At 72.5% G+C, this 15,525-nt stretch carries 11 protein-coding genes; 10 read left to right on the top strand and 1 reads right to left on the bottom strand.

Translation table 11 applies throughout. The features are described from left to right. Nucleotides 1-82: 82 nt before the first annotated feature. Genes AB0M63_RS31245 through cobI form a run of 7 tightly spaced genes read left to right on the top strand, consistent with a single transcriptional unit; the run spans nt 83 to nt 10,905 of the window. Nucleotides 83-1,024: a cobalamin biosynthesis protein gene (locus AB0M63_RS31245; RefSeq protein WP_366021770.1), complete on the top strand. Its 942-nt coding sequence runs from the start codon at nt 83-85 to the stop codon at nt 1,022-1,024. Further along, nucleotides 1,021-2,532, top strand: a complete 1,512-nt coding sequence (locus AB0M63_RS31240; protein ID WP_366021769.1) for a cobyric acid synthase — start codon at nt 1,021-1,023, stop codon at nt 2,530-2,532. Before AB0M63_RS31245 ends, AB0M63_RS31240 begins: the two co-directional genes overlap by 4 nt. After that, the gene (cobN, locus tag AB0M63_RS31235) at nt 2,529-6,182 is read left to right on the top strand and encodes a cobaltochelatase subunit CobN (protein ID WP_366021768.1); all 3,654 of its coding nucleotides are present in this window, start codon (nt 2,529-2,531) and stop codon (nt 6,180-6,182) included. The genes AB0M63_RS31240 and cobN overlap by 4 nt, the downstream gene beginning before the upstream one ends. Further along, nucleotides 6,179-8,182, top strand: a complete 2,004-nt coding sequence (locus AB0M63_RS31230; RefSeq protein WP_366021767.1) for a putative cobaltochelatase — start codon at nt 6,179-6,181, stop codon at nt 8,180-8,182. The genes cobN and AB0M63_RS31230 overlap by 4 nt, the downstream gene beginning before the upstream one ends. After that, nucleotides 8,182-8,781, top strand: a complete 600-nt coding sequence (cobO, locus tag AB0M63_RS31225) for a cob(I)yrinic acid a,c-diamide adenosyltransferase (RefSeq protein ID WP_355924909.1) — start codon at nt 8,182-8,184, stop codon at nt 8,779-8,781. Before AB0M63_RS31230 ends, cobO begins: the two co-directional genes overlap by 1 nt. Nucleotides 8,782-8,788: 7 nt before the next feature. Further along, nucleotides 8,789-10,156 carry a cobyrinate a,c-diamide synthase gene (locus AB0M63_RS31220; protein WP_366021766.1) on the top strand — a complete coding sequence of 456 codons (1,368 nt, stop codon included), beginning with the start codon at nt 8,789-8,791 and terminating at the stop codon, nt 10,154-10,156. Next, nucleotides 10,153-10,905, top strand: a complete 753-nt coding sequence (gene cobI / locus AB0M63_RS31215; protein WP_355924913.1) for a precorrin-2 C(20)-methyltransferase — start codon at nt 10,153-10,155, stop codon at nt 10,903-10,905. Before AB0M63_RS31220 ends, cobI begins: the two co-directional genes overlap by 4 nt. A gap of 14 nt (nt 10,906-10,919) precedes the next feature. On the opposite strand, the gene AB0M63_RS31210 is transcribed toward cobI, so the two are convergent. Further along, nucleotides 10,920-11,648 carry a ZIP family metal transporter gene (locus AB0M63_RS31210; RefSeq protein ID WP_355924915.1) on the bottom strand — a complete coding sequence of 243 codons (729 nt, stop codon included), beginning with the start codon at nt 11,646-11,648 and terminating at the stop codon, nt 10,920-10,922. Between the two features lie 123 nt (nt 11,649-11,771). Between AB0M63_RS31210 and cobM the strand changes: the two genes are divergently transcribed. From cobM to cobJ, 3 genes are read left to right on the top strand one after another with little or no spacing between them, the layout of a single operon-like run. After that, complete coding sequence (gene cobM / locus AB0M63_RS31205) at nt 11,772-12,602, top strand: precorrin-4 C(11)-methyltransferase (protein ID WP_355924917.1); 831 nt, start codon at nt 11,772-11,774, stop codon at nt 12,600-12,602. Next, nucleotides 12,599-13,837 carry a precorrin-6y C5,15-methyltransferase (decarboxylating) subunit CbiE gene (gene cbiE, locus AB0M63_RS31200; protein ID WP_366021765.1) on the top strand — a complete coding sequence of 413 codons (1,239 nt, stop codon included), beginning with the start codon at nt 12,599-12,601 and terminating at the stop codon, nt 13,835-13,837. The genes cobM and cbiE overlap by 4 nt, the downstream gene beginning before the upstream one ends. Further along, nucleotides 13,834-15,525, top strand: coding sequence for a precorrin-3B C(17)-methyltransferase (cobJ, locus tag AB0M63_RS31195; RefSeq protein ID WP_366021764.1), 1,692 nt, complete (start codon nt 13,834-13,836; stop codon nt 15,523-15,525). The genes cbiE and cobJ overlap by 4 nt, the downstream gene beginning before the upstream one ends.

Genomic DNA, 15,525 nt, shown 5'->3' with positions numbered 1-15,525 from the left:
GAGTGAGGACATACCGCCATGCTCGGCTGCCGTTCGAGGTCCCGTACCAGTACCGTGTCCGACCCGGCGATCGGCTGAGCCGATGCGTGCCGATCGCGTCTTCGCGTACGGCGCCGCCGCCGGCCTTCTCGGCGACCACCTGCTCGGCGATCCTCGCCGCGGGCATCCGGTCGCCGCGTTCGGCCGTGCCGCCGCCGCCGTGGAACGACTGCTGTGGCGCGACCACCGCGGGTGGGGCGCCCTGCACACCGCCGTGTGCGTGGGCGGCGCCGTCTCCCTGGCCGCCGCGGCCACTTCGGCCCTACGACCGTCCCGTACGGCCTCTGCCGCCCTCACCGCCGCCGCCACCTGGGCCGTCGTAGGGGGGACCTCGCTCGCCCGCGAGGCCGGGGTGATCGGGCGTGCCCTGGAGGCCGGTGACATCGACGGTGCGCGGGCGCGCCTGCCGCACCTCTGCGGGCGGGACCCCCAGGCCCTCGACGCCGACGGGATCGCCCGGGCCGTCGTCGAGTCCGTCGCCGAGAACACCTCCGACGCGGTGGTGGGCGCCCTGGTGTGGGGCGCCGTCGGCGGGGTGCCGGGGCTCGTCGGGTTCCGGGCCGTGAACACCCTCGACGCCATGGTCGGCCACAAGTCCGCCAAGTACCGCCGCTACGGCTGGGCTTCGGCCCGCCTCGACGACGCCGCCGGCTGGCCCGGCGCCCGCCTCACCGCCGTCCTCGCGACCGCCGCGGGCGGCGACCCGCGCGGGGCGGTACGCGCCTGGCGCACTGACGCCTCCAAGCACCCGAGCCCCAACGCCGGCCCCGTGGAGGCCTCCTTCGCCGGCGCCCTCGGCGTGCGGCTGGGCGGCACGCTCTCCTACGGCGGCCGGGTCGAGCACCGGCCCGTGCTCAACGGCGCCGGGCGCGCCGTCGCCGTAACGGACATCGAACGGGCCGTACGGCTGTCCCGGCGCGTGAGTTGGCTCGCGCTCGGGGCCAGTGTCGCCGGGCGGCTGCTGCTGAAGGGACGGACGTCATGAGCGGCGGCGGGCTGCTGGTCGCCGGGACCACCTCGGACGCCGGCAAGAGTGTCGTGACCGCCGGGATCTGCCGGTGGCTGGTGCGGCAGGGCGTGAAGGTCGCGCCCTTCAAGGCGCAGAACATGTCGCTGAATTCGTTCGTCACCCGGGAGGGCGCCGAGATCGGGCGGGCGCAGGCCATGCAGGCGCAGGCGTGCCGCATCGAGCCGACCGCGCTGATGAACCCCGTGCTGCTGAAGCCTGGTAGCGAGCAGAGCAGCCAGGTCGTGCTCATGGGGAAGCCCGTGGGTGAGATGAGCGCGCGGGGCTATCACGGGGGGCGGCAACAGCGGCTGCTCGGGACCGTGCTGGACTGCCTCGCCGAGTTGCGGGGCACGTATGACGCGGTGATCTGTGAGGGGGCCGGCAGTCCTGCCGAGATCAATCTGCGGCGGACCGACATCGTGAACATGGGCATCGCCCGGAACGCCGGACTGCCCGTACTCGTGGTCGGCGACATCGACCGCGGGGGCGTCTTCGCCTCCTTCTTCGGCACGGTCGCGCTGCTGTCGCCCGAGGACCAGGCGCTCGTCGCCGGGTTCCTCGTCAACAAGTTCCGGGGCGATGTGTCGCTGCTGGAGCCGGGGTTGGAGATGCTGCGCGGACTCACCGGGCGGCGGACCTACGGCGTGCTGCCGTTCCAGCACGGGCTCGGGATCGACGAGGAGGACGGGCTGCGGATCTCGCTGCGCGGGACCGTCCGTGAGTCGAACACCGCGCCGCCGGTCGGCGAGGACGTGCTGCGGGTCGCCGTCTGCGCGATCCCCCTCATGTCCAACTTCACCGACGTGGACGCGCTCGCCGCCGAACCGGGCGTCGTGGTGCGATTCGTGGACCGGCCCGAGGAGTTGGCCGACGCCGATCTCGTCGTGATCCCCGGAACCCGGGGCACGGTCAAGGCGCTGGAGTGGCTGCGGGAGCGGGGACTTGCGGACGCCCTGGTCCGCAGGGCGGCCGAGCAGCGCCCGATCCTCGGTATCTGCGGCGGCTTCCAGATCCTCGGCGGTCACATCGAGGACGAGGTCGAGAGCCGGCGCGGACACGTGGACGGGCTCGGGGTGCTGCCCCTTCGGGTGCGGTTCGCCCGCGAGAAGACCCTCACCCGGCCCGTCGGCGAAGCCCTCGGCGAGCGGGTCGAGGGATACGAGATCCACCACGGGGTCGCCCAACTGACCGGTGGAGAAGCCTTCTTGGACGGCTGCCGGGTCGATCAGACCTGGGGTACGCACTGGCACGGCTCGCTGGAGTCGGACAGTTTTCGGCGGGCGTTCCTGCGCGAGGTGGCGGCCGCCGCGGGCCGCCGGTTCGTACCGGCCGCCGACACCTCGTTCGCCGCGCTGCGCGAGGAGCAGCTCGACCGGCTCGGCGACCTCATCGAACAGCACGCGGACACGGACGCGCTGTGGCGGCTCATCGAGTCCGGCGCGCCGCAAGGACTGCCTTTCATTCCACCGGGAGCGCCCGCATGAGCACAGTGTTGTTGTTGTCGACCGCCGACACGGATCTGCTGGCGGCGCGTGCCTCCGGCGCCGGGTACCGGATCGGCAACCCGAACCGGGTGGACGTCGCGGGCGAGTTGCCCGCGCTTCTCGCGGGCGCGGACATCGCCGTCGTACGGCTGCTCGGCGGCAAGCGCGCCTGGGAGGACGGGCTCGCCGCGCTGAAGGCGTCCGGGATTCCGACCGTGCTGCTGGGCGGAGAGACCGTCCCCGACGCGGAGTTGATGGCCGAGTCGTCGGTACCGGCCGGTGTCGTCGCCGAGGCGCTCAGATATCTCGTCGAGGGCGGCCCGGAGAACCTGGCCGAACTGTCCCGCTTCCTCTCCGACACGGTGCTGCTCACGGGTGAGGGCTTCGAAGCGCCGCAGAAGATGCCCGAGTACGGCGTCCACGGCGAACCCGAACTCGACACGGTCCGCCCGACGGTCGCCGTGCTCTTCTACCGCGCCCACGAACTGAGCGGCAACACCGCCTTCGTGGACACGCTGTGCAACGCGATCGAGGCGAAGGGCGCCAACGCCCTTGCCGTGTACTGCGGTTCACTGCGCGGCGCGGAATCAGGTGTGTACGAGCTCCTGTCCGGCGCGGACGCGCTGATCACCACCGTTCTCGCGGCCGGCGGCACGCATGCCTCGGAGGCATCCGCGGGCGGCGACGAGGACGCCTGGGACATCGAGGCGCTCAACATCCTCGACATCCCTGTCCTGCAAGGGCTCTGCCTCACCTCGTCGCAGGCGGCGTGGGAGGCGTCGGACGCCGCCCTCTCCCCCATGGACGCGGCGATGCAGGTAGCGATCCCCGAGTTCGACGGGCGGCTGATCACCGTCCCCTTCTCCTTCAAGGAGCAGGGTCCGGACGATGTCGCGGTCTACGTCGCCGACCCCGAGCGGGCCGCGCGGGTCGCCGGAATCGCCGTACGGCACGCGAAGTTGAGGCACAAGCCGAACGCCGAGAAGCGGCTCGCGCTCGTGTTCACCGCCTATCCGACGAAGCACTCGCGGGTCGGCAACGCGGTCGGGCTCGACACGCCCGCCTCGGCGGTACGGGTGCTGGACGCGCTGCGGGACGCCGGGTACGCGGTCGACGAACACCCCGACAACGGCGACGAGTTGATCCACCGGCTCATCGCGGCCGGTGGCCATGACGTCGAGTGGCTGACCGAGGACCAGTTGGCCGCCGCGCCCGCCCGCGTTCCCCTCGCCGACTATCAGGCCTGGTTCGACAAGCTCGACCCCGAGCTGCGTCAAGGCATGCTCGACGCGTGGGGCGAGCCGCCGGGCAACCTGTACGTGGACGGCGACGACATCGTGCTCGCCTCGCTCCAGTTCGGAAACGTCGTCGTGATGATCCAGCCGCCGCGCGGCTTCGGGGAGAACCCGATCGCGATCTACCACGACCCCGACATGCCGCCGTCGCACCACTACATGGCGGCCTACCGCTGGCTGGACAACTCGTTCGGTGCCGACGCGATCGTCCACATGGGCAAGCACGGCACCATGGAATGGCTGCCCGGCAAGGGACTTGGGCTGAGCGGTGGCTGCGCACCGGACGCCGTACTCGGTGAACTCCCGCTCATCTACCCGTTCATCGTGAACGACCCGGGCGAGGGCACCCAGGCCAAGCGGCGCGGGCACGCCACGGTCGTCGACCATCTGGTGCCGCCGATGGCGCGTGCCGACACCTACGGCGACCTGGCCAAGCTGGAGCAACTCCTCGACGAGTACGCCCTCGTGTCCGACCTGGACCCGACGAAGGCCCCGGCCGTGCGGGCGCAGATCTGGACGCTGGTGAAGGCTGCCGAGCTCCACCACGACCTGCATGTGGACGACCAGCCGGACGACGCGGCGTTCGACGAGTTCGTGATGCACATCGACGGCTATCTGTGCGAGATCAAGGACGTGCAGATCCGTGACGGTCTGCACATCCTCGGCGGCGGACCGGTCGGCGAGGCACGCGTGAACCTCGTACTCGCCGTGCTGCGCGCCTCGCAGGTGTGGGGCGGGCAGGCCAACGCGCTGCCGGGCCTGCGGGCTTCGCTGGCCGAGCACTTCGGGCTTGTCGAGAAGGAGTTGCTGGCCGAGCCGGGTGCGCCGGTGAAGGTGCCGGTGGAGTTGAGCGACCTGGTCGAGGGGCCGGCCCGTACGGCCGCCGACGCGATCGATCTGCTGGAGCAGCTCTGCCGACGGTTCGCCGAGGGCATGGAGTCCCAGGAGTGGGAGGTCACGGCCGTCCCGGCGCTCGTGCGTGCCGTCGTCGGCGCCGAACTCCCGGGCGCGGTCGCGGTGTTGGAGTTCGCCTGCGAGGAGGTCGTGCCGCGGCTGGCCCGCACCACCGACGAGATCGACCACATCCTCAAGGCGCTGGACGGCGGTTACATCCCGGCGGGGCCGTCGGGCTCCCCGACCCGCGGTCTGGTCAACGTCCTGCCGACCGGCCGGAACTTCTACTCGGTCGACCCCAAGGCCATTCCGTCCAGGCTGAGTTGGGAGGTCGGGCAGTCGCTGGCCGACTCCCTTGTGCAGCGGTACCTCCAGGACAACGGCGAGTTCCCGAAGTCCGTGGGCCTCACGGTCTGGGGTACGTCGGCGATGCGCACCCAGGGCGACGACATCGCCGAGATCCTCGCGCTGCTGGGCTGCCGCCCGGTCTGGGACGACGCCTCGCGCCGGGTGACCGGGTTCGAGATCGTGCCCGTCACAGAGTTGGGCCGACCGCGCATCGATGTCACGGTGCGCATCTCCGGCTTCTTCCGGGACGCCTTCCCGCACGTCGTCGGCCTGATCGACGACGCTGTGCGGACGGTTGCCGAGCTGGTGGAGCCTCCCGAGTCCAACTACGTCCGCGCCCACGCCGACGAGGACACCGCCGAGCACGGCGACCGGCGCCGGGCCACGGCCCGCATCTTCGGCTCCAAGCCGGGGGCGTACGGCGCGGGTCTGCTGCCGCTGATCGACGCGCGCAACTGGCGCAGCGACGCGGATCTCGCCGAGGTGTACGCGGTGTGGGGCGGTTACGCCTATGGGCGTGGGCTGGACGGGCGGGCGGCGCGCGGGGACATGGAGACCGCGTTCAAGCGAATTGCCGTGGCCGCCAAGAACGTCGACACCCGCGAGCACGATCTCGTCGACGCCGACGACTACTTCCAGTACCACGGCGGCATGGTCGCCATGGTGCGGCACCTGACCGGCGCCTCCCCCGAGGCGTACGTCGGTGACTCCGCCACCCCGGACCAGGTCAAGACCCGCACCCTGGGCGAGGAGACGCACCGCGTCTTCCGCGCCCGGGTGGTCAACCCGCGCTGGATGGCGGCGATGCGGCGGCACGGCTACAAGGGCGCCTTCGAGATGGCGGCGACCGTCGACTACCTCTTCGGGTACGACGCGACGGCCGGGGTCGTCGACGACTGGATGTACGAGAAGCTCAGCGCGGAGTACGTCTTCGACCCGGAGAACCGGGACTTCATGAAGAAGTCCAACCCGTGGGCGCTGCGCGGCATCACCGAACGGCTCCTCGAAGCCGCCGAGCGCGGCCTGTGGGCCGAGCCGGACGCGGACACGCTGGAGCGACTGCGGGCCACCTATCTGGAGCTCGAAGGCGACCTGGAGGGCGACGACCAGTGACAACTCCCTTTCCGTTCACGGCCGTTGTCGGCCAGGACGACCTGCGGCTCGCGCTGCTGCTGAACGCCGTGTCGCCGGCGGTCGGTGGTGTGCTGGTGCGCGGCGAGAAGGGCACCGCCAAGTCGACGGCCGTGCGCGCTCTTTCGGCGCTGCTGCCGGAGGTCGCCGTGGTGCCCGGGTGCCGTTTCTCCTGTGATCCCGCCGCGCCCGACCCGGCCTGCCCGGACGGGCCGCACGAGGTCGGGCCCGGGGCCGGGCGCCCCGCCCGTATGGTCGAGTTGCCGGTCGGTGCCTCGGAGGACCGGCTCGTCGGCGCGCTCGACATCGAGCGGGCGCTCGCCGAGGGCGTGAAGGCCTTCGAGCCGGGGCTGCTGGCCGACGCGCACCGGGGCATCCTCTACGTCGACGAGGTCAATCTTCTCCACGACCACCTCGTGGACCTCTTGTTGGACGCCGCCGCGATGGGCGCCTCCTACGTCGAACGCGAAGGCGTCTCCGTCCGGCACGCCGCCCGCTTCCTGCTCGTCGGCACCATGAACCCCGAAGAGGGCGAACTGCGCCCGCAGTTGCTCGACCGGTTCGGGCTGACCGTGGAGGTCGCGGCCTCGCGGGAGCCCGACCAGCGGGTCGAGGTGGTGCGGCGACGGCTCGCCTACGACGACGATCCGGACGGTTTCGCCACCCGCTGGGCGGACGAGGAGTCCGCCGTACGGGCCCGGATCATCGCCGCGCGTGCGCTGTTGCCGTCCGTGCGGCTGGGCGACGGGGCGCTGCGGCAGATCGCCGCGACCTGCGCCGCCTTCGAGGTGGACGGTATGCGGGCCGACATCGTGATGGCCCGTACGGCGACCGCGCTGGCCGCGTGGGCCGGGCGGACCGATGTCCTCGCCGAGGACGTACGGCAGGCCGCCCTGCTCGCGCTGCCGCACCGCAGGCGCCGAAATCCCTTTGACGCGCCGGGACTTGACGAGAACAAGCTCGACGAGACCCTGGAGGAGTTCGCGGAGCAGGAACAGGGGCCCGAGGACGACGATCCAGGGCCCGACGGTCCCGGTGGGGGTGGTGGTCAGCAGCCGCCCGAGTCGGATTCCGACGGGCCTCAGGGTGGGGACACCGGTGCGCGGCCCGAGGCCGGGGAGAGTGGCGAACCTCAGCCCTCGGGATCCGGTGAGCAGCAGCCCGTACGCGCCTCCGAGCCCTTCCGCGCCAAGGTGCTGAGTGTGCCGGGGATCGGTGAGGGTGCCGCCGGGCGGCGTTCGCGGGCGCGGACCGAGCATGGGCGGACGACCGGGGCCCGGCGGCCCCAAGGGGCGCTCACCAAGCTGCACTTGGCGGCGACCGTGCAGGCGGCGGCGCCGCATCAGCGGGCCCGGGGCCGTTCCGGGCGTGGCCTGGTGGTGCGCCGGGACGATCTGCGGCAGGCGACGCGGGAGGGGCGTGAGGGCAACCTCGTGCTGTTCGTCGTGGACGCCTCCGGGTCGATGGCGGCCCGGCAGCGGATGAGCGCGGTGAAGGGCGCGGTGCTGTCGCTGCTCCTCGACGCCTATCAACGGCGGGACAAGGTGGGGCTGGTGACCTTCCGGGGGTCCGCCGCCGATGTCGCCCTGCCGCCCACCTCCTCCGTGGACGCCGCCGCCGTACGGCTGGAGTCCTTGCCGACCGGTGGGCGGACGCCGCTCGCGGCCGGGCTGCTCAAGGCGCATGACGTGCTGCGGGTGGAGCGGATGCGGGATCCCGCGCGGCGGGCGCTGGTGGTCGTGGTGACCGACGGGCGGGCCACCGGTGGTCCCGAGCCGGTCGCGCTGGCCGGGCGGGCGGCGCGGTTGTTCGCGGCCGACGGGGTCGCCTCCGTGGTCGTGGACTGCGAGTCGGGGCCCGTACGGCTGGGGCTGGCCGGGCAGTTGGCCGGTGAGCTGGAGGGTACGGCGGTGACGCTGGACGAGTTGCGGGCCGACTCGATCGCCGGGCTGGTCAAGGACGTACAGAGGAGGGCCGCGTAGTGCCGCAGGGGCAGCCGAGTGTCGTACCGGACGATGGACTGACGACCCGTCAGCGTCGTAACCGGCCGTTGGTGGTCGTGCACACGGGCGTGGGCAAGGGCAAGTCCACCGCCGCCTTCGGGCTGGCGTTGCGCGCCTGGAACCAGGGGTGGCCGATCGGGGTGTTCCAGTTCGTCAAGTCGGCGAAGTGGAAGGTCGGGGAGGAGAACGCCCTCCGGGTGCTGGGGGCTTCGGGCGAGGGCGGGTCCGTCGACTGGCACAAGATGGGCGAGGGCTGGTCGTGGGTCCAGCGCGACTCCCAGATGGACAACGAGGAGAAGGCGCGCGAAGGGTGGGAGCAGGTCAAGCGGGACCTGGCCGCCGAGACGTACAAGCTGTATGTGCTCGACGAGTTCGCCTATCCGATGCACTGGGGGTGGGTCGACACGGACGAGGTCGTGTCCGTGCTGCGGGACCGGCCGGGGACGCAGCACGTGGTGATCACGGGGCGGAACGCGCCCGAGAAGCTCGTCGACTTCGCCGACCTCGTGACCGACATGTCGAAGGTCAAGCACCCGATGGACGCCGGCCAGAAGGGTCAGCGGGGTATCGAGTGGTGAAGCCGTCATGACCTCCTCGTCCTCCGTCCCCCGGCTGGTCATCGCCGCGCCGGCCTCCGGCAGCGGCAAGACCACCGTCGCCACCGGGTTGATGGCCGCGTTCACCGCGCGGGGGCTCGCCGTGTCTCCGCACAAGGTCGGGCCGGACTACATCGACCCCGGGTATCACGCGCTCGCCACCGGGCGCGTGGGGCGGAACCTCGACGCGTATCTGTGCGGGCCGGAGTTGGTCGGTCCGCTGTTCGCGCACGGTGCGCGCGGGTGTGATCTCGCCGTCGTCGAGGGTGTGATGGGGATGTACGACGGGGCCGCGGGGGAAGGGGAGTTGGCGTCCACGGCCCATGTGGCGAAGTTGCTGCGGGCGCCGGTCGTGCTGGTCGTCGACGCGTCCTCGCAGTCACGGTCCGTCGCCGCGCTGGTGCACGGGTTCGCGTCCTGGGATCCGGAGGTCCGGGTCGGGGGCGTGATCCTCAACAAGGTGGCGTCCGACCGGCATGAGGCGCTGTTGCGGGAGGCGTTGGACGCTGCCGGGGTGCCGGTGCTGGGTGCGCTGCGGCGGGCGCCGCAGGTGGATACGCCTTCTCGGCATCTTGGGTTGGTGCCGGTTGCCGAGCGGCAGGCCGCGGCGGTGGAGGCTGTTGCGGCGATGGGCGCGCAGGTCGACGCCGGGTGTGATCTTGAGGGGTTGCTCGCGCTGGCGCGCGGTGCGGGGGTGTTGTCGTGTGTGGCTTGGGATGCGGGTGAGGTCCTGGGGGCTGAGAACGCCGGGCCTCGTCCAAAAGTCGCCATCGCGGGTGGCCCCGCCTTCACCTTCTCCTACGCCGAGCACACCGAGCTCCTCACCGCCGCCGGCGCCGAAGTCGTCGTGTTCGACCCGCTTCGGGATGAGCAACTGCCGGACGGAACAACGGGGTTGGTCATCGGGGGCGGGTTCCCCGAGGTGTACGTCGCCGAGTTGTCCGCCAACGAGCCACTACGCAAAGCCGTCGCGACGCTCGCGGAGAGTGGCGCGCCCGTGGCCGCCGAGTGTGCCGGGCTGCTGTATCTGTGCCGGGAGTTGGACGGGCGACCGATGTGCGGGGTGCTGGATGTCAGTGCGCGGATGAGTGAGCGGCTGACTCTGGGCTATCGGGACGCCGTCGCGCTGAGCGACAGTGTGCTGGCCGTGGCGGGGACGCGGATGCGGGGGCACGAGTTTCATCGGACCGTCGTCGAGCCCGGCTCGGGGGCGGCTCCCGCCTGGGGGGTTCGCGCCCCCGACCGGCGGGTCGAAGGTTTCGTACAACAGGGTGTGCACGCGAGTTATCTGCACACGCACTGGGCGGCCGAGCCCGGTGTGGCCCGTCGGTTCGTGGAGAGGTGCCGGACGTCATGAGCAGCAGCAGGTTGATCGGAGTCGGGGTGGGTCCCGGGGATCCGGAGCTGGTGACCGTCAAGGGCGTCAACGCTCTGCGGGAGGCCGATGTCGTGGTCGTACCCGTGATGGCTGCGGCTGATGGAAAAGATGGCGGTGAGCGGGGGCGGGCCGAAGCCACCGTGCTGCACTACGTGCCCGAGGAGAAGGTGCTGCGGGTGGTGTTCGCGCTGAACGAGCGGACCGACCGGGCGCGCCGGGAGGCCGCCTGGGATGCCGCCGGGGCGAAGGTGGTCCAACTGCTCGGGGCTCATCGGGTCGTCGCCTTCGCGACCATCGGGGATCCGAACGTCTACTCCACCTTCACCTATCTCGCCCTGACCATCGGGGAGTTGGTGCCGGGGGTCGTCGTCGAGACCGTGCCCGGGATCACCGCGATGCAGGATCTCGCCGCGCGTTCCGGGGCCGTACTCACGGAGGGGACCGAGCCGTTGACGCTCGTGCCCGTGACCGCGGGGGCCGCGGTGCTCAAGGACGCGCTGGCCGGGCCGGGGACGGTCGTGGCGTACAAGTTCGGGCGGCAGGCGGCGGAGGTAGCCGAGGCGTTGCGGGAGACCGGGCGGATCGGGGACGCGGTGTGGGGGTCGGCGCTCGGTCTTGCCGAGGAGTCGATCCGGCCGGCCGCCGAGCTGGACGGGGAGCCGCTGCCGTATCTGTCGACGCTCATCGCGCCCGCGCGGCGCGAGGGCGGGCGGGGTGGGAAACTGTGACGCCGCCCGGAAGATCAGGCCGCGAGGCCGACCACCAGCCAGATGAACGCCGCTCCGGCGACCGTGCAGAGCAGCGTCGCGGGCGCGGGGTGTTCGTGGTGGGCCTCGGGGAGGATCTCGGCGGCGGCGAGGTAGAGGAGCACGCCTCCGAAGAAGCCGAGATAGCCGCCGAGCAGCGCCTCGGGGATGGTCAGGAACGCCGTCGAGGCGGCGCCTGCCACCGGGGCCGCCGCGTCCGCGACCAGCATCGCGATGGCCTTGCGGCGGGCGTTGCCGTACAGGCTGGTGATCGTGTACGTGTTGAAGCCGTCCGCGAAGTCGTGGGCGATGACCGCGAGCGCGACCGCCGTGCCCATGCCGCCGCCCACCTGGAAGGCGGCGCCGATGGCGACACCGTCCATGAAGCTGTGGCCGACCATCGCGGCGGCGGCCGTGAGGCCCACTTCGGGCGCCCGGCCGTTGCTCTCCTCGGCTCCGTGCGCGGCCTGGCGGGCGGCGAGCAGGCGTTCGACCAGATGGGCCACGAGGAAACCGGCCACGAAGAGCAGCAGCGCGGCCGGTACGCCGAAGACCTCGTGGCCCGCCGCGCGCAGCGCCTCCGGCAGCAGGTCGAGGCCGACCACGCCCAGCATCAGGCCGCCGGCCAGGCCCAGGACGAGATGGCGGCGGTCGGTCACGCGCTGTGCCGTCCAGCCGCCGGCCAGCGTCATCAGAAACGCGCCGAGCGCGACGAAGACCGCCATAGTCCCCTTGCTATCCGATCAACCCCTGTTCGCGCACATCCTGGCTCACTTCGCCCCCATTCGCATTGACGTTCCCCACGACTCCCCACGCTCCGTATGTTCTGTTCGAGAGGATCCGACCCCATGGCCGATACCGATGCCGACACCCCCACCGGCAAGGTGACCTTCGTCGGTGCCGGTCCCGGCGCCGCCGACCTGCTGACGTTCCGGGCCGCGCGCGCGATCGCCGAGGCCGATGTCGTGATCTGGGCGGCCAGCCTGGTCCAGGCCGAGGTCCTCGACCACGCGCGCGAGGGCGCCGAGATCCTGGACTCGGCGACGATGTCCCTGGAGGACGTCGTCGCCGTGTACGGGCGGGCCCGGAGCGAGGGGCTGCGGGTGGCGCGCATCCACTCCGGCGATCCGGCCCTGTGGGGCGGCACCCAGGAGCAGGTCGACCGGTGTGCCGAGATCGGGATCGCGACCGAGATCGTGCCCGGTGTCTCCGCGTTCTCCGCCGTGGCCGCCCTCGCCCAGCGCGAGCTGACGATCCCCGAGGTCGCGCAGTCCGTCGTGCTGACCCGGCTCGGCGGCGGCAAGACGCCGATGCCGCCCGGGGAGGAGGTGCGGGAGTTCGCGCGCCACGGCACGACCATGGCGATCTTCCTGTCGGCCGCCCGCAGCGGGCAGTTGGTGCGGGAACTGCTGGAGGGCGGCTATCCGACCGACACCCCGGTCGTCGTGGCCTACCAGGCGACCTGGCCGGAGGAGCTGATCGTGCGGTGCACGGTCGGCACGCTGGAGGAGACGGTCAAGGAGCACAAGCTCTGGAAGCACACCCTCTTCCTGGTCGGCCCGGCCCTGGACGCGCACGGCACCCGCTCGCACCTCTACCACCCGGGCCATTTCCACGGCTACCGCAAGGCCGACCCGGAGGCCCGCAGGGCGCTGCGGTCGCGGGGTGCGAGCACGTGATCACGGTCGTCGGTACGGGGACGGGCGCGCCGGTCACGGACGACGTGCTCGCCGGTGCCCGCCTGGTCGTGGGCGGGCGGCGCCATCTGGCCGCCGTCGCGGTCCCGGAGGGCGCCGAGCAGGTCGTCCTCGGTCCGCTCGCGCCCGCCCTGGACACCATCGAGACGTATGTCGGCAAGGGTGAACCGGTCGTCGTGCTGGCCTCCGGGGATCCCGGGTTCTTCGGGATCGTACGGGTGCTGGCGGAACGGTTCGGCAGTGCCGCGCTGGCCGTCCGGCCCGGTGTCTCCTCCGTCGCCACGGCCTTCGCGCGACTCGGGGTGACCTGGGACGACGCGGTCGTGGTCAGCGCGCACGGACGCGAGTTGCGTACGGCGGTCAACGTATGCCGAGCGCATCCGAAGGTCGCCGTGCTGACCGGGCCGGGTGCCGGACCCGCCGAACTGGGCGCCGCTCTCACCCACCGGACCGGCGGGCGGACCCTCGTCGTCGCGTCCGCGCTGGGCTCCGGGCAGGAGCGGGTCGAGCGGGTCACGCCCGCCGAGGCCGCCGCCCGGGACTGGGGTACGGCGGTGAGCGTGGTCCTGTGTCTCGACGAGTCGCGAGGTCCGGGTGCCGTGCGCACGGTCGCCGGGGCCGCCGTAGGACCCGGCCAATGGGCGCTGGACGAGCGGGAGTTCGAGCACCGGGACTCGATGATCACCAAGTTCGAGGTACGGGCGCTGGCCCTGGCCCGGCTCGGGCCGCGCCTGGGCGAACTGGTCTGGGACGTCGGCTCGGGCTCCGGGTCGGTGGCCGTCGAGTGCGCCCGGCTCGGCGCCGCCGTCACGGCCGTCGAGAAGACCCGGGACGGCGTCGAGCGGATCCGCGCCAACGCCGGGGCGCACGGCGTCGATGTGCACACCGTGCACGGGGCGGCGCCGACCGTGCTGTCCGATCTCGACGACCCCGACGCCGTGTTCGTGGGCGGCGGCGGGAGCGAACTGCCCGCCATCGTCACCGCGTGCGCCCGGCGGGCCCGGCGGACCGTGGTGGTCGCGATGGCCGCCCTGGACCGGGTGCCGGCGGTCCGTGAGGCGCTCGGCGGTGCCGGGTTCGCGGTCGACGGGGTGCTGTTGCAGTCGTCCCGGCTCGCGCCGCTGCCGGGGGACGTGACCCGGCTGGCGGCGACCAATCCCGTTTTCCTGCTGTGGGGCGTCCGTCCCCCGGCATCTGCTGAAGGAGTTGCACAGTGATCGGCCTCATCTCCGCCACCGCGGCGGGAGCGACGGCGCGGGACCGGCTGGCCGCCGCGTGGCCGGACCGTACGCGCGTGTACGAGGGTCCCGTGGCGGACGCCGTCCGGGCCGCGTTCGCGGAGTGCGAGCAGCTCGTGTGTTTCCTGGCCACGGGTGCCGTCGTACGGCTCATCGCCCCGCTGCTGGACGACAAGCGGACCGACCCGGGGGTCGTGTGCGTCGACGAGGGCGGCCGGTTCGCCGTGTCGCTGGTCGGCGGCCACGGCGGCGGGGCCAATGAACTCGCCGTGGAGGTGGGCGAGTTGCTGGCGGCCGAGCCGGTGGTGACCACGGCCACGGACGCCGTGGGTGTGCCCGGTCTCGACACCCTCGGGTTCCCCGTGGAGGGCGATGTCGCCGAGGTCTCGCGGGCCCTGCTGGACGGTGAACCGGTCGCCCTGGACGCCGAGTTGGCGTGGCCGTTGCCGCCGCTGAAGGTGTCGGACCGTGGCGCCCACGTCATCCGTGTCACCGATCGCGCGGTCGAGCCCGGCGAGCGGGAGGTCGTGCTCCGGCCGCCGTCCCTCGTGGTCGGGGTGGGCGCGTCCAAGGGGGCGCCGGTGGACGAGGTGCTCGGGCTCGTCGAGAGCGCGGTACGGGACGCGGGACTGTCGCTCGCCTCCGTCGCCGAACTCGCCACCGTCGACGCCAAGTCGGACGAGCCCGGCATCGTCGAGGCGGCGCAACGGCTCGGAGTGCCGCTACTCACGTACTCCGCCGAGGAGTTGGCGGCCGTGGAGGTGCCCAACCCGTCCGACGCGCCCCTCGCGGCCGTGGGCACACCGTCCGTCGCGGAGGCCGCCGCGCTGGTGCGGGGCGGCGAACTCCTGGTCCCCAAGCGGAAGTCGGAGCGCGCTGACAGTCAGGCCGCCATGGCGACCTGTGCCGTCGTACGGCGGCTCGCGCGCGGGCGGCTCGCGGTGGTGGGGCTCGGGCCCGGCGCCCGGGATCTGCTCACCCCGCGTGCCAAGGCCGAACTCCGGGGCGCGGCCGTGCTGGTGGGGCTCGACCAGTACGTCGACCAGATCCGCGATCTGCTGCGGCCCGGAACGCTGGTCCTGGAGTCGGGGCTCGGCGCCGAGGAGGAGCGGGCCCGTACGGCGGTGGCCGAGGCGCGCAAGGGGCAGTCCGTCGCGCTGATCGGCAGCGGTGACGCCGGGGTGTACGCGATGGCCTCGCCCGCGCTGGCGGAGGCCTCGGACGACATCGACGTGGTCGGAGTCCCGGGGGTGACGGCCGCGTTGGCCGCCGCCGCGATCCTCGGGGCGCCGCTCGGCCACGACCATGTGTCGATCAGCCTCTCCGATCTGCACACTCCGTGGGAGGTCATCGAGCGGCGGGTGCGGGCCGCGGCCGAGGCGGACATCGTGGTGACGTTCTACAACCCGCGCAGCCGGGGCCGCGACTGGCAGCTCCCGAAGGCCCTGGCGATCCTCGCCGAGCACCGGGAGCCGACGACGCCGGTCGGTGTCGTACGGAACGCGTCGCGCCCGGACGGGTCCAGCCGGCTGACCAGCCTCGCCGCGCTCGACCCGGCTACGGTCGACATGATGACGGTCGTGACCGTGGGCAACACGGCGACCCGGGACATCGCCGGGCGCATGGTGACACCGCGCGGCTACCGCTGGCAGGAGGGGGCGAAGTGA

The sequence above is a fragment of the Streptomyces sp. NPDC051576 genome (assembly GCF_040681835.1).
Classification (GTDB): domain Bacteria; phylum Actinomycetota; class Actinomycetes; order Streptomycetales; family Streptomycetaceae; genus Streptomyces.
This window is presented reverse-complemented; position numbering and strand designations above follow the sequence as displayed.